This is a genomic window from Paenalcaligenes sp. DL 309 (genome assembly GCF_057475285.1).
Genome location: NZ_JBYBKW010000003.1, coordinates 109,965 through 128,370, shown reverse-complemented (window position 1 = coordinate 128,370; position 18,406 = coordinate 109,965). Strand labels below are relative to the sequence as shown.

Genomic DNA, 18,406 nt, shown 5'->3' with positions numbered 1-18,406 from the left:
TATTATGAAATCTGCGCCGCGCTTTATTCCCAAAGGTATTACTGCTACGGCAGAACAACAGGCTATACAGTGCTCTAACCACCGTATTAGTTTGATTGAAGCCAATGCCGGCGCTGCTAAAACCACCACCTTAGCCCTGCGTATTGCAGAGGCTTTAGCGCGCGGCTTGGCACCCCAAAAAATCTTGGCTTTAGTCTTTACCTCTGAAGCTTTGGAAGTGTTGCAACAGCGTTTAATAGATATAGGCGTGGCACCTTTTATGGTGCGGCAGTTGGCTTTACATACGGTGGAGGGCTTTGCACGTCAGACCTTAGCTTTTTGGGAAGAAAGCCGACCTCCCGCTTTAGGCACCTTGCATGAAATGAAACCCATTGCTCTCGATGCTTTAGAGCGTTTAAGCCAACATTATGAACATCATGAGCAGCTGGTAGAGTTAGACTTTCGTACGCATCATGTAGCGCTTAGCCAGTTTTTTGAAAGTCAGCTACGTCTAAAGGCCAGCATGAGCTTGCAGTTGCATGACGATGAGAATGCTGAAGAAAAAGCCTTGCTGGTAGGCGTTACGTATAGCGATTTTTTATGGACGCAATATTACGAGCAAGTGCGTCAAAGTCCGTATGAGGGAGTGCTCTTTAGAGGGCCTTTTGATGGTACTTATGACTTGGCTTGCACCTTATTAGAAACACCCGATTTATTACAATTATTACCTGATTATGATTTGCTGGTGGTCGATGAGCTGCATGATGCCAATGAGGCCTCTTTTCAAATTTTACGTGCCTTATTGTCGCGTCCACAAACCTATTTAGTGGCGGCTGGTGATCGAGATCAGGTGATCTATAAACAGTTAGCCGCTGACGCCAGTTATTTACATGAGCGTTTCACTACTTATTTTGAGCAAATAAAAACTTACCCACTAAGCTATACCTACAGGCATGGTCCTTATTTGGCCTATGCGGTAGCAGCATTTAAAAATAAAAAAGTAGATAGTGCGCTGCCTTTAGGCACCCAAATACAGCTACATCAGTATGAGGACTTAGAGGCCGAACAAACTGTACAGCCTGTATTGCAAGCCATTCAGGTCTGGCATAGTCAAGGGGGGCGCTTAGAGCAGTGTGCGGTGCTATTACGAGATGAACATCAGTCTACCGCTTTAGAAAATGTCTTATTAAAGGCAAATATCCCTTATCAGCTTTTAGGCATGAAGGGCTATTTACAACGCGATGAAATTTTATTTTTGCGTGGCTTAATTGCCTTAGCGTTAAATGATTTAGCCGCTATTAGTTCACTACAAGTGCGCCAGCAAATTGTACGGGCTTTGGCTTTATTTAGTGAGATCGCGTTAAATGAGCAGTTTTTGGAAGAGGCTGCTATTGAAATAGCAGACATGCCTCAGCTGCTAAGTACTTTTTATAAAGGACAAATACAGCGCACGGGTTCAGAACAAGGTCGTTGGCGTATAGAAGAGGCTTTAGCGTATTTACAGCAAATCAATTTCCACATGCCCGCGCATGAGGTACTTAAAATTTTGTGTGAACGAGTGGATATGGTGAGTGTAGCCAAGCGCATTTATGTGCTGGATCATCAAGCTGAAGTGATTCAGAAATCCATAGCGGGCTTTATACAAATTGCTAAAGATTTAGCATTAAATGTTGCGGATTTTTATAAATGGTGTGCACAACATGAACCCAGTACTCAGCAAACAGCACGTCAAGCCGTAGTGATAGCTTGTGTAGCGCAGGCTAAAGGTAAAGAATATGAGCATGTGTTGGTGCCATTCTTAGCACATGGGGAGTTTCCTTCCACTAAAAATAGTGGCCAAATTGAACAAAATCTCTTTTACGTGGCTATTACACGTGCTCAAAAGCGTTTGAGTTTGTTTGTGCCTAAGGCAGAATATAAACGTAGTGATTATGTAAAAGCCTTACAGCTAGAACAGAACAAAGCTCCTGCTCAACGGCGTTTAGCGCAGTTGCAACAGCAGCAATATGCGGTACAAACGGCTGCGATAAATACCAAAACCGCTCCGCCCACTGAGGTCAATAGACTGGATTTACGCGTGTCGTTCGCAGAAAAAGATGAAGCCAAAGCCTTGGGGGCCCGCTGGGATCCTCTAAAGCGTGTGTGGTATGTGCCAGCGGGTGTAGATAGGAATAAATTTAAGAAATGGTTTTAGCCTTTTGGCGACTGGCTAAAAACTTACCCAACGCAAGAATAATACCCGCGCCTGCGATTTGAGCACCATAACGCACTGAGGTGCTAGGCTCGCCAAAGTACTTAACGTAAGCAATATCTGTGACTAAGAGGCCACCGGCAATCCAACCTAATAAACCGGCACCAAACATCACAATAGAAGGGAAGCGATCTATGAGCGTAAGAATAATGGTGCTGCCCCACACAATAATTGGAATACTGACTAATAACCCAAAAATGACTAGACCTAATTGATGATCAGGACTAGCTAGCTGTGCTGCTCCCGCAATAGCGATCACATTATCTAAACTCATTACTAAGTCTGCAATAATAATGGTTTTAACCGCAGACCACACGGTAACACTGCTACCTAAGTTACCGTGCTCTTCTTCTTCGGGTACTAATAAACGTATAGCCACCCACGCTAAAAGTAAGGCACCTATGATCTTTAAATAAGGAATTGTGAGTAGCGTAAGCGCAAAAGCAATAAGAATAACGCGCAAAACAATAGCACCTATAGTACCCCACAGTACGCCTTGCATACGTTGTTTTTTGGGTAGATTTCGGCATGCCAAGGCAATAACCACGGCATTATCACCACCCAAAAGAATATCGATCATAATGATTTGAAATACTGCGGCCCAGCTTAAGGTCTGAAAAAATTCCAGCATAAATATTGTTACCTGTTGTTGTTTGCTTTAATTCAAAAGTCTATAGTAATCACAACCTCTTTGAATACCATTATCACAAGCTTTGCCAAACCAATCCTTGGCTTGTTGATTATCTAGTTCTGTACCATACCCTCTGTGATAAAGCATACCCAAATAAAGCTGAGCAAGAGCATTGTCTTGATGGGCGGCTTGTGCAAACCAATCTTTGGCTATGCGGTAGTCTTGACGCACCCCTTCACCTCGATAATACAGCATGCCTAAATTAAATTGGGCATGTGAGTGCTGTTTTTCTGCTGCTTTTTCGTACCAGACTTTAGCTTGATGAAAGTCTTGAGATACACCATGACCTGAGTAATAAAGTACGCCTAAATTAAATTGAGCATCGGTGTTTTCTTTCTCCGCGGCTTTTTCATACCATTTTTTAGCTAAGGCATAATCTTGAGGCACACCTTGGCCTTTGTAATAAAGTACGCCTAGGCGGAGCTCGGCTTCTGTGTAGCCTTGTTGGGCGGCTTTTTCATACCATTCCTTGGCGGCAGTAGGGTCTTGACCTACACCTATACCTGCGGCATACATACCACCTAAGAAGGTTTGAGCATACGGCTCATTTTGGGCGGCGGCTTTTTCTAACCATTTTTTAGCTAACTCATAGTCTCTGCGTACATTTGTGCCATAAAAATACATCACAGCTAAAGACATTTGCTCTTTAGCAGCGCCATTATTCGCTTTTTTATGGATTTTTTGAATTTCTTTGGGGTTTAGAAAAGATTCTGTGGTCTGAGCCCAGCTTAAATGAGCGGGGCTTAACAACATGAACGTTAAAAATAAAACACCTACCTGACGCAGCACGCCGTTCTCCTAAAGGAAATAGAGTGAAGTAGAGTGCATAATAACGCAAAAAAAGTGGCTTATTAAAAAACAAGCCACTTTTTAGTCATGAGTCTGGGTAAAGGCTACATCTATGGGTAGAAGATTTATTCGGGCGTGTGGTTAAGCTGGTAAGACTCAGCCACTTCGCCGTCAGCATAAGGAGTGCTACTGATTTCAAAGGGTGCTGAGCGAATGGGATTTTCTTGTGCAGACATAGGGGGCCCCAGATGGTTAAAGTAAAATGTAGTATAAGCGACTTAATTTAATTGCTGGCTAATAGGCCTTGATCACGCGCCATATTTCTTACTAAACGTGGAGCGACCCAAAGCGTAGGCAATAAAATTAACGACACGGGAGCGGCCGTGACCACAATAAAGGACTGCAACGCACCAATACCACCTGCACCCATATAGATGAGAATTGCTGCCATCAAACCCATGATAATGCCCCAGAAAATGCGAATAGCAGGGTGTGGTTGATCCGTACCTGTCATCACCATAGAAACAGCAAAAGTCATGGAATCTCCTGTAGTAGCCACAAATATCGTGGTTAATACTAAAAATAATATGGAGATAATAAAACTAAAGGGTAGTTGATCTATCATTGCAAACAACGCAGCAGGCAAATCAAAATTACCAAAAGCATCAGTAATAACACCCGGGTTAGCGATTTCAAACGCTAAGCCACTACCGCCTAAAACGGTAAACCAAAAAGTGGTAACCACAGGGGCTAAAATGGCAATTAAGGTAACGACTTGACGAATAGTACGACCGCGTGAAATGCGCGCCACAAACATGGCCATTAAGGGCGCATAACCAATAAACCAGCCCCAAAAGAAGACCGTCCAACCACCTAACCAGCCTGAATCACCCCTAAACGTTGCCATAGGGATAAATTCATTAATATAGATACCAAAGCCATTAATAAAACCATCAACAATAAACGCGGTAGGACCAAAAAGGAAAATAAACAGAATTAAAATAGCCGCTAAAATAACGTTACTGCTGCTTAGTATTTGAATACCACGATGAATACCGCTAATAGCAGAAATGGTATAGATAATGGTTAAACCAATTAACACTGCAATCTGCGTACCGTACACATCCGGTATACCAAATAGTTTGTTAAGGCCAAAGCTTACTTGTAAACCTAAAAAGCCAATAGGCCCTACGGTACCGGCTACTACAGCTAATACGCAGCACACATCTACAATGGTGCCCAACCAACCCTTCATGACCTTGTCGCCAAAGATAGGGTAGAGCAAGGTGCGAGGTTTTAAAGGTAAGCCTTTGTCGTAGTGTAGGTGCATAAAGATAACACCTGTTAAGCTACCCAAAATAGCCCAAGCTAAAAATCCCCCAAGCTAAAAATCCCCCAAGCTAAAAATCCCCCAAGCTAAAAATCCCCCAAGCTAAAAATCCCCAGTGCATGAAACTTTGCGCTAAGGCGTTATAGGCAACTTGAGTGGAGGAAAGCGTCTCGTCGCCATACATAGGCGGTTCAGTAATGAAGTGAGCAATAGGTTCAGCGGCTGCCCAGAACACACCACCACAAGGGTGCCTGTTTGAGTTGATTCTAACCTTAGGATAAAAAAGGGAAGCAATCAAGCATTTTTAGCCATGTGTGGACGTAAAGACACTGATTGTGTTGTATGGATTAGACGAGAAATCGTATTTAGCTCGCTAAGCACCTCATCTAAAAGAGGATTGTCTTGAACGGTTAGCCCCGGATTTGGCATCTCCGTCACGTTTAACATTTGCTGCACAACCAGCGCTGTATTTTCCTTATTAGGTAAGGGTTCACCTTGTGCACGACTTTCAGCGTAAATAGTAATACGATCTGCTATACGCTCAGCACTTGCAATAATAGGAAACCATTTGGCTGCCTCTTTATTAGCAGGAGGGGGTTCAGAGAGTTGTTTTTGCAACTGAGCACGTAAGTTTGAGAGCTGGCTATAGATAAGACGGCGTGATTCTTGGAGAGCAGGGGCTGCTGTACATACTTGCTGAAGGTAGTTGGCTAAGGTGTTCATAGCGGTTTTATATGAAGTGGCCAATTGTTTTTCATGAGAGCGAGGCCAAATAAAATAGCCAAAAATCAATACAATGGCACCACCAATAGCTGTATCCATTATGCGTTGGCCTGCATAATTCACATTAATAGTTCCAGGGGTAACTATGTCAATTAGTAGTAATACCATTGGTGTAATAAATAAACTCAATAACGCATAAGAGCGTTGCATAGCCCAAGGCATGCAGGCGGCTATGGCGACAATGACAAACACCATGGCTAAGCCCTTAGGCATTAACATTAAAATAATAGACCCTATAATTACGCCAAATGCAGTACCTACTAACCGTAAAACCGCACGTACAAATACAGAGCCTAACTCTGGTTTCATCACCAAGGAAACGGTTAAAGGCACCCAGTACCAATGGTTGCCATGCACCACGTATTTCATGGAAAAAGCAAGACCCATACAAAGCGCTAAAATGCCGGCGGATTTGATGACTTCTGGCCCTACTATCAGATGGTCAAATAAGCGCTGCCACGGTATTTGACCTTTTAGCGCTAGATGAAACTCACGTGAAGCACGTTGTGTGATGCTATCTAAGGCAGCAATGCTTTGTGTTAAATTTTGAACTCGTAAATAAAGACCTTCTTCAGTTTGTAAGTTTTCAGGCGTCATAGGCAAAGGGTTTTTGTGTAAAACCGCAGTAGCCAGTTGCTGCAACCAAGTGGCTAAGGATTGCAGAGTAGAAATATTAGATTGAGCCAAAATATGAGAGAAAATACTGTCTGTGGCTTGTAAGATAGCGGCATTATTTTGATTTTCTTTAGAACGCACGGTATTAGCAGTGCGGGTATCTATTAATATACCGTAGAGTAATTCGTAATTATCAATAACCGTGCTTCTAGCGGTTTCTTGCAAGGTGCTAGTGTTTGGGTCTTGGAGAGCATTAGCATGGGCTTGGGTAAAAGTAGCTAGCGCTTGTAGGTAGTTTGCTAAGAGTTGTCGTTGGGGGCGTCGCTTATCTATAAGCGCTTCTAAGCCCAGTAACAATAAATAGAACGCCGTACCGCATAAATAAAGTAGAGCCATTTCCCATGAGGCAATGACTCCGTGTAGTTCTGGGCCTAGTCCAAAAGCTAGAGAAGCTCCTAAAAGCGCTTGTAAGGTGCCCTTAGAATAGGCCGCGCCGTAACTATTAACTATACCCGCCACAAAAGCAACTCCTGTTAGCGTGGCAATAGCCACAGGGCCTGAAACCTGCCATAAATCAGCGGCAAAGTAGCCTAAGGCTCCAATAGGAGCAGAGATGAGCGTCATTCTGACTAGCGAGCGATAGGAGCCAGTGCCTTCACCAGTGGACTGCATCATAACCCCTAAGGTGAACCAGAGAAAAAGCAAAATATGATGACTTAGTAAACCTATAGTTAAGGGCGTCCCTATACCTATAGCAAGGCGTAGACTACGCCCTACGGGCCACTTAGCCGGTTTTAAATTAAGTATTGTACGAAGCCACATGGAAGATCACTCTCAGCATTATTAAGGACTAGGTTGTGCGGTACACTTTGCTATATTGATTTATTTCAATGTCCATATCATAACCATCTTAAAGAACCCTATGAGTAAAGAAACAGATAAAGATATACAAGATCAGCAAACTCTTCTTGGCATCGCTTTTGCCGATCAAGCCCTAATGGCTGCACATATTGCTATGTTTGCGGGCAGAACGGGTAATCCCCAAGAGACCATTGATTTACTTCATGAAATCACCGATGAGATTTCTGATCGCTATGGTTTGAGTGGTTTGGCTAAAGACACCATGAAATTGCGCATTACTAAAACCATTGGTTTGGCCGCGGCCATCATAGGAACTCAAGGCCAAAAAGGGGATTCAAGCACTTCAGGTGCACATTAAGCGTATAATTACACAGGCTACATGTAACTAAATGTTTGTTATGAATAAAGGTTTATTATGAAATCAGCTCAAAGTGAAATCGACGAGCGCACGAACTTAACCGGCTCTAATATGTTTGAGCTGTTGTTGTTTAGCCTTGGTTGTAAAAACGCCCAAGATCAGTCTGAGTTATTTGGCATTAATGTATTTAAGGTTCGTGAAATTGTCACCATCCCTTCCATTACTTCTATTGCTGGTGCGCCGAAGTTCTCTTTAGGAGTAGTGCATTTACGCGATCAAGTGATTCCGGTTTTTGATTTGCCAGGTATTGTGGGCTGTAAGCCCGCAAAAGAACCAAATCTTATGATCATTACGGAATACGCACGTTCTACCCAAGCGTTTGCGGTAGAGGCCGTAGAGGATATTGTGCGTTTAGATTGGAATAAGGTGATTTCTGCGGAAGCCAGCGATGTGGGACGTAGTTTAGTCACCAGTATTGCTAGGTTGGAGGACGGAGCCAATGGCGAGACACGTTTAGTGCAGGTGTTAGATGTAGAAGAGGTTTTACAAATGATTTCGCCTGTGGAGTACAAAAAGCAGGAGGAATTAAAAGCGGTAACAAATAAAGTAAATCTTAAGCCAGGCTCTATGATTTTAGCTGCCGATGACTCTGCTGTAGCACGCACCTTATTAGAGCAGGCTCTACAAGCTATGGAAGTGCCCTATGAGATGGTTAAATCAGGCAAAGAGGCGTGGGATCGTCTTAATGTTTTAGCCCAAACAGCAGAAAATGAAGGTAAGAAGATAACGGATAAAGTGAGCTTGGTGCTTTCTGATCTAGAAATGCCAGAAATGGATGGGTTTACGCTGACACGTAACATAAAACAGGATTCACGTATGAATACCATTCCAGTGGTAATTCATTCCTCGTTGTCAGGGACTACAAACGAAGAACATGTGCGCCGAGTGGGTGCCGATGGCTATGTGGTGAAATTTGCTGCGGAAGAGTTGGCAGATACCATACGAGCGGTGTTAAACAAAAAGGCGAATATCAAAAGCTAAATTAATCAATAATCTCCACCTAAGCCGCAGAAGTGCGGCTTAGGTGGAGCTAGTGTAAGCCTCACGTTGATTATCAGCGTATATTTCTTAAGCCTTCGAGGATTAAGGTGGTAGCGAGATCAGCGTATTCTTCGCGCGTAATAGGACCATCGGGTTTAAACCACATATAAACCCAGTTTAGCATCCCAAAAAGTGACATAGTAACCGGCTTTAATAGCGGGCGAGCGTCATTAATCTCAGGATTTATTTCGCGAATGGTGTCTGCTACAAGTAAGACTATTTTACGCTCTAGTCTGTTAATTTCTAACTCTTCCTCTTCTGGTAATGAGCCGTGACAATTCAATTGCACCTTATGGTGATTGTCTGCATCACGGTAGCATTCCAAAATTTGAGATACTATTTTACGCAAACGTACCTCAGGAAGATCGTGCTGGCTTTCTTTGGCTACTTGCTCTACTGATTCGCTAAGTGCTTTAAGGTGGCTATGAATAATATCAAAAATCAACGCTCCCTTGCTAGAATAGTAGTGATAAAGCAAGGCCTTGGAGACATCGCTGCGTAGAGCAATCTGAGACATGGAGGCTTTTTCCATGCCCAGTTCTGCAAACACAGCTGCAGCACTATTGAGAATATGCAGCTGTTTTTCTTCGAAATCAGCTGCGCGTGCACGAGTCATGCCACTCCTTCCTAAAAGGTAATTAGCGCTTAGGGCGATTATCAATAATACGTCTAGCTTTGCCTTCAGAATGCAAGGTTCCAGGGTCGGTAATATTAATGTGAGCCGTAATACCGATGACGTTTTTAATATGATGGGCCAATTCTTTGCCTGAGCGTTTTCTAGATTCTATGTCACTAGATTTTGATTGGCACTCCACGTTAATGGTCATGCTATCCATACGACCGCTTCTGCTCAGTACAATCTGATAGTGAGCGGCTAAGCCAGCGCATTTGAAAATCTGCTCTTCAATCTGTGTGGGGAAAACGTTAACACCGCGCAAGATAATCATGTCATCGCTGCGGCCAGTTACCTTTTCCATACGACGCATAGAACGCGCCGTACCTGGTAGTAGTCGAGTTAAGTCACGAGTACGATAACGAATAATAGGTAAACCTTCTTTAGTGAGAGTAGTGAAAACTAACTCACCTTCTTCACCATCAGGTAATACTTCACCAGTCACAGGATCAATGACCTCTGGGTAGAAGTGGTCTTCCCAAATATGCAGACCGTCTTTGGTTTCTACACACTCGCTGGCCACGCCAGGCCCCATCACTTCTGATAGGCCGTAGATATCTACGGCATTCATATCGAATAGCTGCTCAATCTCTTTACGCATGGCGTTAGTCCAAGGTTCAGCACCAAAAATACCTATCTGTAAAGAGGATTCTCGTGGATCAAGGCCTTGACGGTGGAACTCATCCAGAATGGAGAGCATATAAGAAGGCGTAACCATGATGATGCGTGGCTTAAAGTCATTAATCAAAGCCACTTGACGCTCAGTCATCCCACCTGAAATAGGCACTACAGTACAGCCTAGTTTTTCTGCTCCATAATGAGCACCTATACCACCAGTAAATAAACCATAGCCATAGGCGTTATGCAGAATATCACCTGGACGACCGCCGCCAGCACGAATAGAGCGAGCAACGACTGTGGCCCACACATCAATATCGTTAGGGGTGTAGCCAACTACAGTGGGCTTGCCTGTGGTGCCTGATGAAGCATGAATTCTGGATAGTTTCTCTCGCGGCACTGCTAGCATGCCAAAAGGATAGGTTTTACGCAGATCATCTTTACAAGTAAAAGGAAATTTAGCTAAATCAGCTAATGATTTCAGATCTGAAGGGTGTACACCGGCTTCATCAAAGTGAGCTTTATAAAATGGTGAGTTCTCGTAAGCGTGAGATAAGGACCACTTCATACGCTCTAGCTGTAAGGCAGAAATTTCATCTCTAGATGCTATTTCTATAGGGTCTAAATCTTCTTTTCTTGGGGTTAGGCTTTCCATGCTTTCCATGATTTTTCCTCTGCGACTTTATAAGATGGGGGCTAGTCAGTAGCTAATAATGAACCTTTTATCGTACGTGAGTGACCACGAAACTCCGCTACATGTTCGTCCCGCTGATTACGGATTGTTACGTCGTAAATACCGCTGCGACCTATTCGACTCACTTCACTAGCAGTTGCTGTGAGCTCGTCTTTTTCGAAAACAGGTGCTAGGTAAGTAATAGAACAATGTTGAGCAACGGTACGTTGATTGTAGGTGTTACAGGCAAAAGCAAAACACGAGTCTGCTAGGGTAAACAAGTAGCCACCATGGCAAGAGCCATGACCATTGAGCATGCTTTTTTGGATGGTCATGCGGATGCTAGCTGTGCCAGCATCTACATTTATCAATTGCATATTTAAGTGTTGAGTGGCGTGATCATCTTCCCACATAGCCGCTGCGCACGCCTGTGCTAAGGCTTGAGGTGAAAGTGAGCTTACATTCATCTCAATTTCCTTTGAATTTGGGGGCGCGCTTTTCTAAAAATGCTGATACGCCTTCGGCGTAATCGTGGCTATGTCCTGCCTGACGTTGTAAATCACGCTCTAAATCTAGCTGCTCATCTAAACTGTTTGTGGCAGAAGCGTGAATGGCTTGTTTAATTAAGCTTAACCCTAAAGTAGGCCCTTGTGCGAGTTCTTGCGCTAACTGAGTGGCGGTTTCTTGGAGCTTGTCGTCGTCAACGGCCTGCCAAATCAAACCCCAGTCAGCTGCTGTAGCAGCATCTAGAGGAGCGGCGGTAAGTGCCAAGGCTTTAGCTCTGGCTTCACCTAAGAGTCTGGAAAGACTCCACGTGCCACCAGAATCAGGCACTAGGCCAATTTTGGCAAAAGCCTGAATAAAACGGGCTGAACGGGCGGCAAAAACAATGTCACATGCGAATGCTAGGTTGGCGCCGGCGCCAGCAGCCACGCCATTAACCGCACAAATCACAGGTTTGTTTAAAGCACGGATTTGACGAACTAAAGGGTTGTAGTATTTCTCAATAGTGAGGCCTAAATCGGGTGCGGATTCGGCCTTACGCGGGTCGCGATCACCTAAGTCTTGACCGGCGCAAAAGCCCCTGCCAGCGCCTGTTAATAGCACCGCTCTGATTTCGTCATCTTCTGCGGCTTTTTCAAAGCAAGCACGCAATGCGAGGTGCATCTCGGTATTGAAGGAATTGAGTTTCTCAGGACGATTTAAAGTTAGGTGCAATACACCTTGCTCTACCGTGCTAAGTACACTGTTTGGGGTGGTTGTAGCCTCAGTCACACTGTCTCCTTATGTGATTTCACGAATTAACTTTATGCTCGAAACCTTGACTTTATTATTTTTTATCAAGGTTGTGCTATTCGGGTTCTTACTATTGCATAAACCGTCCAGTCGGTCAATAATATTTATTCTTTCTAGAAACGTAGCCAGAGGAAAATTCAATATGCACAGTTTATTTGAACAACATCGCGCAACCTTAGAAGCGGCCCTAACCGCCATGCAGCAGCGCGGATTCTGGTCAGCGTATCCAGAGATTCCCAGTGGTCGCTTTTATGGCGAGGACGCTAAAGATGTGGGCCTAGCTGCTTATGAGGCACAGTTAAATCAAGATTTTTCCCTACCTGAGCACCCTGAAGAGTTCAGAGTAGGAGCAGAGCAATCCCCTTACGGTGGTGAGCTCGGTGTTCGTTATCCTGCTGCAAGCACAGACAGTTTAGTCAGTCACTCACTGGCTGTGGCAGATGCCTGGGCTGCTACCACGCTGGAGCAGCGTGCGGGTATTTGTTTAGAAATTTTAGCGCGTTTGAATAGCCGCAGTTTTGAAATGGCGCATGCGGTGATGCATACCTCAGGCCAGGCCTTTCCTATGGCATTCCAAGCCGGTGGGCCTCACGCCCAAGATCGTGGCTTAGAAGCGGTCACTTATGCATGGGATGAAATGTCACGTATTCCGGCTCAAGCGCAGTGGGTTAAACCACAAGGTAGAGCAGGTGACATCGTTCTAGAAAAACATTGGACGTTGATTCCACGTGGTGTGTCGGTGCTTATTGGTTGTCAAACTTTCCCTACTTGGAACAGTTACGCGGGCTTTTTTGCCAACTTAATGACCGGTAATACGGTGATTGCTAAGCCTCATCCTGCTGGAACATTGCCCATGGCTATTACGGTGCAAGTGGCGCGTGAGGTGCTAGTAGAGCAGGGATTACCCGCAAATGTGGTGTTATTAGCTGCAGAAAATCCCGGTACAGGGCAAGCTAAGGAATTAGCTCTGCATTCTGAAGTGGCGCAAATTGATTACACCGGATCGTCTACATTTGGTAAATGGTTACGTACTGAGGCTGCTACCCCTTTGGTGTATACCGAAGAAGCTGGGGTGAATAGTATTGTGCTGGCCGCCACCGATGATTTTGAGGGTATGTGTCAAAATATCGCCTTTTCTTTATCGCTTTATAGTGGGCAGATGTGTACCGCTCCCCAAAATATATTTGTACCTCGTGAAGGTATACAGGTAGGCACACAAAGCAAAAGTTTTGATGAGGTCGTAGCAGGTATAAGTGGTGCGGTTGATGCCTTACTGTCTGACCCCGCTCGTGCAGCCATGGTAGCTGGAGCCATCGCTAACACAGATACCTTGGAATGTATCCAAGCCATGAAAAAAGCCGCTCCCGTGGTCAGAGATTCTATACCCGTCTCTGGGTTAGAGCAAGCGCGTACCGCTACGCCTTTAATTCTTTCGGTAGAGGCTGAAAATGAAACACTTTATAGCGAAGAGCACTTTGGCCCTATTGTTTTTATAGTTGCTGTAGACAGTGCAGAAGAAGGGGTAAAACGTGCCGCAGAATTAGCACGAAAAAAAGGTGCGATTACGGCCGCTTTATACGACACTAATGAAAAACGTGTACAAGAATCCATAAACGCATTTGCAAAAGGAGGCGTTAATCTTTCCATTAATTTAATGGGTGGAATTTACGTTAATCAGAGTGCAGCATTTAGTGATTTTCATGTCACAGGTGCTAACCCTGCAGGGAATGCTTGTTTTACCGATGCCGCTTTTGTAGCAAATCGGTTCCGGACTGTTATGTGGCGACGTCCTGTCGCTGGTTAAACCTAAGAAGTTAATATATTCAAATTCAGGAGACATCCATGATTAAAAAAACCTCTAAAAAAAGCGTACTTACACTAGCTACTGCAGCGGCTTTAACCTGCCTAGTGCCTAGCGTAAATGCTGAAATACTAATTGGTTCAACCGTATCCTCTACCGGATTTGCATCTTTTTTAGGTGAGCCCGAAGATCAAACCTTGAAGATGATGGTAGAAGATATCAACGCTAAGGGAGGTGTATTAGGCGAAAAAATACGTTTGATTTCTTACGATGATGGTAGTGATGCCAATAAAGCCCGTACCTTTGCCACACGTTTAGTAGAAGATGATGAGGTGGTAGCTGTTATTGGCGGCACCACTACCGGAGCGACTATGGCGATGATGCCCGTTATGGAAGAAGCGGGTATTCCGTTTATTTCATTAGCCGGTGCTATTGAAATCACTCAGCCAGTGCGTCCTCATACTTTCAAAACACCGCATACAGACCGTATGGCTTGTGCCAAAATTTTTGAAGATATGACCGAGCGTGGTTTTAGCAAGGTAGGTATTTTGTCTGGCTCAGACAGCTTTGGTTCCTCCATGCGTAAGCAGTGTAACGATATTGTGAAAGAGTACGATATCACCATAGTGGGCGACGAGATTTTTGGCCCCACTGACGCTGATATGACACCACAGCTCACAAACTTAAATAATAAAGATGGCATCCAAGCGCTGATGGTACTGGGTTTAGGCTCTGGTCCTGCTATTGTGACTAGAAACTACAGTCAGCTAGGTTTAGATACTCCTCTGTACCAGTCTCATGGTGTAGCTTCTGATGCTTTTATTGAGTTAGCAGGAGCTAAAGCCGCTGAAGGCATACGTATTCCTGGTACCCCTTTATTAGTGGCTGATTTATTAGCAGAAGACGATGCACAACGCCCTTTAGTACAAAACTATAAAGAGCGTTACGAAGCAAAAACAGGGAAACCCGTATCCACCTTTGGTGGTTATGCTCACGATGCCTTGTATCTAATTGTGGATGCTATTGAACGTGCTGGTAAAGCCGATCCCACAGCCATTCGTGATGCCTTAGAGTCCACAGAAGGTTTAGTCGGTGCAACGGGTATTTACACCATGTCTCCTGAGGATCACTTAGGTTTAGACTTAAGCGCTTTCCGTATGTTGGAAATTCGTGACGGTAAGTGGACAATCGTAGATTAAAAAAGTAGTGAAAGAGTAAGAGCCGTCGTTCTTACTCTTTGAAAACAAGACTAATCATCCGGAGACAGATATGTCTGAGTTTATGCAGTTCCTGCTATCGGGGCTGACTGTTGGCGCCGTATACGCTTTAGTGGCGTTAGGCTTTACCATTATTTATAACGCCTCCGATGTGGCTAACTTCGCCCAAGGGGAGTTTGTCATGCTGGGGGGCATGATCACTGCAGCGGCTTATGCTGTGGGTGTGCCCTTACCTTTAGCCGCTCTGATGGCGATTATCCTCACAGCGGGCGCAGGCGTGCTTTTAAATAAACTTGCCATTGAGCCAGCACGCGGTGCACCGGTGGTGAGTTTAATTATTATTACCATCGGGGCTTCCATTTTCATTCGTGGATTAGTTCAGCTCTTACTCGGTAAGCAGTTGCATAATATTCCCGCCTTTACTGGCGATGACCCCATTCGTGTATTAGGTGCCACTATCTTGCCACAAAGCTTGTGGGTGATTGCGGGAGCTTTAGGTATTTTCTTTCTGCTCTGGTTATTTTTCAATCACACCCTTACAGGTCGTGCCGTATTAGCTACAGCAAATAATCGTATCGCTGCGCTCTTAGTGGGTATTAATACGAATTACATCATGACCTTGTCTTTTGCGGTGTCGGCGGCGATTGGTGCATTGGCAGGGGTGTTGGTGACGCCGATTACGCTTACTAGCTACGATATTGGTATGACAATGGCACTTAAAGGTTTTGCGGCGGCGATGCTAGGTGGTATGGGAAATCCTAAAGGCGCTTTAGTCGGGGGTATAGCCTTAGGCATACTTGAAGCCATGACGGCGGGCTACATTAGCTCTCAATACAAAGATGCTGCGGCATTTATTATGATTTTAGCTGTGCTGTTCTTTATGCCTCAAGGGCTGTTTGGCAGCAAACAAATGGAGCGTGTATAAGCCATGAGAAAATTATCACCTAAGCACATCTCCATATTGATATTGGTGCTTTTTATTGTTATTGCACCTTTATTTTTCTCTTCTTCTTATTATTTCCGTGTAGGAGCCTTGGTTTTTGTTAATAGCTTAGCCGTATTAGGTTTGGTTATATTAATAGGCTTTGTGGGTCAAATTAGTCTGGGCCATGCTGGTTTTATTGGGATTGGCGCTTATGCTTGCGCCATTGCACCGAAGTATTTAGGTATTCCCGTCTTAGCCGCAGCGCTTTTAGGCGCCGTTATATCAGGGGCTGTGGCCTGGATAGTAGGGCGGCCTATATTAAAGTTGAAAGGTTATTATTTATCAGTGGCCACACTGGGGTTCGGCATCCTCGTTTCTATGGTATTAACAAATGAAGCGTGGCTTACTGGTGGGCCAGATGGTATGGCCGTTCAGGATCCAGGCATGAATGCCTTGCTTAAAAGCTGGGGGTTCAAGTTCACAAACTCTGAGTTTTGGTATGCATTTAGCGGCTTAGCACTAGTTATTGGGGCCATTATTGCTTTAAATCTGCAATACAGTGCCACAGGTCGAGCCTTACATGCATTGCATGGATCAGAGGTTGCGGCACGTACTGTAGGGGTAGACGTAGCCCAATACAAGCTCAAAGGTTTTGTGATTTCTGCTATTTACGCCTCTTTTGCAGGCTCGTTATTAGCCATGCAAAATCGTTTTATTACGCCAGATGTGTCTAGTTTTATGCACTCCGTAGAGATTGTCACCATGGCGGTATTAGGGGGGGCAGGCTCTGTATTAGGTGCGGTTTTTGGCGCTACCTTTTTAACGGCCTTACCGCAAATACTCACTTTCCTACAAGATTATGAGCAAATTGTGATGGGCTTAATTATGATGCTGGTCATGATTTTTCTGCGTGATGGGGTATTGCCTCATTTATCACGAGTGCTACGAGGGAGAGGCTAATGAGTTTACTTGACGTTAAAAGCATAGGTATTTCTTTTGGTGGCGTAAAAGCGGTGCAAGACGTGAGCTTTACGGTAGGTAAAGGGCAGATTGTTTCCGTCATTGGCCCTAACGGTGCTGGTAAAACCACCCTGTTCAATATGCTTTCGGGTATTTATTTACCCATGCAAGGCGAGGTGGAGTTAAATGGTGAAACCATTACGGGGATGCCTTCTCATTTATTAGCACGGCGTGGCATGTCTAGAACTTTCCAAAACCTTCAGGTTTTCCCTGCCATGACGGCACTACAAAACGTCGCCACGGGCTTTCACTTGCAGGAAAAAGGTTCATTATTTGCTGACTTATTAGCGTTGCCTTCGGCACGTAAACGAGTGCGCCATTCAGAAGATCAAGCCAGAGAGCTTTTAGAGCGAGTTGGTTTAGGACGAGCCGCTGATGTGGAGGCGGGCTCTTTATCGTATGGTTCTTTAAAGCGTTTGGAGATTGCCCGAGCGCTTGCTTTAAAACCAGAGTTGCTTTTGCTTGATGAGCCCGCGGCGGGTTGTAACGCAGTAGAGACCGAAGAGATTGAGAAATTAGTGGCTGAAGTGGCTGCTAGTGGTATTGCCATTCTTTTGGTAGAGCACGACATGAAAATGGTTATGCGCATATCAAATAAAATTGTGGTGTTAGATTATGGTCAAAAAATTGCGGAAGGCACACCTGCTGAAATCGCCGTACACCCACGAGTTATTGAAGCCTACCTAGGCGCTGCAGCAAAAGAGGAGACCGCAGAATATGCTAAGTGTTAATCAGTTACGCTCAAACTATGGCCGTATTGAAGTGCTGCATGGCATAGACTTAGAAATCAACGCGGGTGAAATCGTTGTTGTGGTCGGAGCAAACGGCGCGGGGAAAACCACCCTCTTAAGATGCATATCCGGTATTCAGCCGGTACAAGATGGCAGCATTATCTTTAGAGGTGAAAACCTCAATACTGTTCCTGCTCACCAGCGTGTTAAACGGGGTTTAGCACAGTCGCCTGAAGGCAGGCAGATTTTTACCAGTCTCACGGTAGAGGAAAACTTAAGATTAGGGGCTTTTTTATACACGGATGCTAAAGTAGATAGTGATATGGAAGACGCCTTCAATATGTTTCCCATATTACGTGAAAAACGCAATGACGCCGCGGGTGGCTTATCCGGTGGTCAGCAGCAAATGTTAGCCATAGCCAGAGCGTTGTTAAGTCGTCCATCGTGTCTGTTATTAGATGAACCTAGTATGGGTTTAGCTCCTATATTAGTAGAACAAATTTTTGATGTGGTGAAGAGCTTGAAAGAGCTAGATGTCACCGTCCTATTAGTAGAGCAAAATGCGTTTGGTGCCCTGTCTATAGCCGATAGAGGTTATGTGATGGAAACGGGGAACATCACCATGTCGGGCTCAGCCAAAGAGCTGATAGAAGACCCGCGTATACGTGAAGCCTACCTAGGAATTTAATTAATG

Annotated in this window: 17 protein-coding genes and 1 pseudogene; 9 read left to right on the top strand and 9 right to left on the bottom strand. The window is 44.6% G+C overall.

Annotated elements, in window-relative coordinates; all coding sequences use genetic code 11:
• Positions 1-4 precede the first annotated feature (4 nt).
• Positions 5-2,173 carry a 3'-5' exonuclease gene (locus AC2UZJ_RS05335; RefSeq protein ID WP_486949089.1) on the top strand — a complete coding sequence of 723 codons (2,169 nt, stop codon included), beginning with the start codon at positions 5-7 and terminating at the stop codon, positions 2,171-2,173.
• Here the strand turns inward: AC2UZJ_RS05335 and AC2UZJ_RS05330 are convergent.
• The 5 genes and pseudogenes from AC2UZJ_RS05330 to AC2UZJ_RS05310 all read right to left on the bottom strand — a co-directional run bounded on the left by AC2UZJ_RS05330 (position 2,157) and on the right by AC2UZJ_RS05310 (position 7,260).
• Positions 2,157-2,861 carry a TerC family protein gene (locus AC2UZJ_RS05330; RefSeq protein WP_486949088.1) on the bottom strand — a complete coding sequence of 235 codons (705 nt, stop codon included), beginning with the start codon at positions 2,859-2,861 and terminating at the stop codon, positions 2,157-2,159. The genes AC2UZJ_RS05335 and AC2UZJ_RS05330 overlap by 17 nt on opposite strands.
• Before the next feature lie 27 nt (positions 2,862-2,888).
• Entirely contained in the window at positions 2,889-3,710 is an 822-nt protein-coding gene (locus tag AC2UZJ_RS05325) for a tetratricopeptide repeat protein (RefSeq protein ID WP_486949087.1), read from the bottom strand.
• Between the two features lie 283 nt (positions 3,711-3,993).
• Positions 3,994-5,076 (bottom strand): annotated as a pseudogene (locus AC2UZJ_RS05320) (BCCT family transporter); the annotation flags it as partial.
• A gap of 34 nt (positions 5,077-5,110) precedes the next feature.
• Positions 5,111-5,338, bottom strand: a complete 228-nt coding sequence (locus tag AC2UZJ_RS05315) for a BCCT family transporter (protein WP_486949086.1) — start codon at positions 5,336-5,338, stop codon at positions 5,111-5,113.
• The gene (locus AC2UZJ_RS05310; RefSeq protein ID WP_486949085.1) at positions 5,335-7,260 is read right to left on the bottom strand and encodes an FUSC family protein; all 1,926 of its coding nucleotides are present in this window, start codon (positions 7,258-7,260) and stop codon (positions 5,335-5,337) included. The genes AC2UZJ_RS05315 and AC2UZJ_RS05310 overlap by 4 nt, the downstream gene beginning before the upstream one ends.
• 100 nt (positions 7,261-7,360) lie before the next feature.
• Here AC2UZJ_RS05310 and AC2UZJ_RS05305 point away from each other — a divergent pair, with 100 nt between their 5' ends.
• Positions 7,361-7,657 carry a hypothetical protein gene (locus tag AC2UZJ_RS05305; RefSeq protein WP_486949084.1) on the top strand — a complete coding sequence of 99 codons (297 nt, stop codon included), beginning with the start codon at positions 7,361-7,363 and terminating at the stop codon, positions 7,655-7,657.
• Positions 7,658-7,714: 57 nt separating this feature from the next.
• A complete protein-coding gene (locus AC2UZJ_RS05300; protein WP_486949083.1) occupies positions 7,715-8,698 on the top strand; it encodes a chemotaxis protein in 984 nt (327 codons plus the stop codon).
• Positions 8,699-8,771: 73 nt separating this feature from the next.
• Here AC2UZJ_RS05300 and AC2UZJ_RS05295 read toward each other — a convergent pair whose 3' ends face one another.
• The 4 genes from AC2UZJ_RS05295 to paaG are packed head-to-tail and all read right to left on the bottom strand — an operon-like array spanning position 8,772 to position 11,997.
• Positions 8,772-9,374, bottom strand: a complete 603-nt coding sequence (locus tag AC2UZJ_RS05295) for a TetR/AcrR family transcriptional regulator (protein WP_486949082.1) — start codon at positions 9,372-9,374, stop codon at positions 8,772-8,774.
• Between the two features lie 22 nt (positions 9,375-9,396).
• Positions 9,397-10,704, bottom strand: coding sequence for a phenylacetate--CoA ligase PaaK (paaK, locus tag AC2UZJ_RS05290; protein ID WP_486949271.1), 1,308 nt, complete (start codon positions 10,702-10,704; stop codon positions 9,397-9,399).
• Positions 10,705-10,745: 41 nt separating this feature from the next.
• A complete protein-coding gene (paaI, locus tag AC2UZJ_RS05285; RefSeq protein ID WP_486949081.1) occupies positions 10,746-11,189 on the bottom strand; it encodes a hydroxyphenylacetyl-CoA thioesterase PaaI in 444 nt (147 codons plus the stop codon).
• A gap of 1 nt (position 11,190) precedes the next feature.
• Positions 11,191-11,997 (bottom strand): 2-(1,2-epoxy-1,2-dihydrophenyl)acetyl-CoA isomerase PaaG, encoded by an 807-nt coding sequence (paaG, locus tag AC2UZJ_RS05280; protein ID WP_486949080.1) that lies wholly within the window; start codon positions 11,995-11,997, stop codon positions 11,191-11,193.
• Between the two features lie 163 nt (positions 11,998-12,160).
• Here paaG and paaN point away from each other — a divergent pair, with 163 nt between their 5' ends.
• The 6 genes from paaN to AC2UZJ_RS05250 all read left to right on the top strand — a co-directional run bounded on the left by paaN (position 12,161) and on the right by AC2UZJ_RS05250 (position 18,400).
• Positions 12,161-13,822 carry a phenylacetic acid degradation protein PaaN gene (paaN, locus tag AC2UZJ_RS05275; RefSeq protein WP_486949079.1) on the top strand — a complete coding sequence of 554 codons (1,662 nt, stop codon included), beginning with the start codon at positions 12,161-12,163 and terminating at the stop codon, positions 13,820-13,822.
• Positions 13,823-13,860: 38 nt separating this feature from the next.
• Entirely contained in the window at positions 13,861-15,018 is a 1,158-nt protein-coding gene (locus AC2UZJ_RS05270) for an ABC transporter substrate-binding protein (protein ID WP_486949078.1), read from the top strand.
• A gap of 70 nt (positions 15,019-15,088) precedes the next feature.
• On the top strand, positions 15,089-15,961 hold the full coding sequence (locus AC2UZJ_RS05265) for a branched-chain amino acid ABC transporter permease (RefSeq protein WP_486949077.1): 873 nt from the start codon (positions 15,089-15,091) through the stop codon (positions 15,959-15,961).
• A gap of 3 nt (positions 15,962-15,964) precedes the next feature.
• Positions 15,965-16,921, top strand: coding sequence for a branched-chain amino acid ABC transporter permease (locus AC2UZJ_RS05260; protein WP_486949076.1), 957 nt, complete (start codon positions 15,965-15,967; stop codon positions 16,919-16,921).
• On the top strand, positions 16,921-17,712 hold the full coding sequence (locus tag AC2UZJ_RS05255) for an ABC transporter ATP-binding protein (RefSeq protein WP_486949075.1): 792 nt from the start codon (positions 16,921-16,923) through the stop codon (positions 17,710-17,712). Before AC2UZJ_RS05260 ends, AC2UZJ_RS05255 begins: the two co-directional genes overlap by 1 nt.
• Positions 17,699-18,400 (top strand): ABC transporter ATP-binding protein, encoded by a 702-nt coding sequence (locus AC2UZJ_RS05250; protein ID WP_486949074.1) that lies wholly within the window; start codon positions 17,699-17,701, stop codon positions 18,398-18,400. The genes AC2UZJ_RS05255 and AC2UZJ_RS05250 overlap by 14 nt, the downstream gene beginning before the upstream one ends.
• The last annotated feature ends 6 nt before the right edge of the window (positions 18,401-18,406 follow it).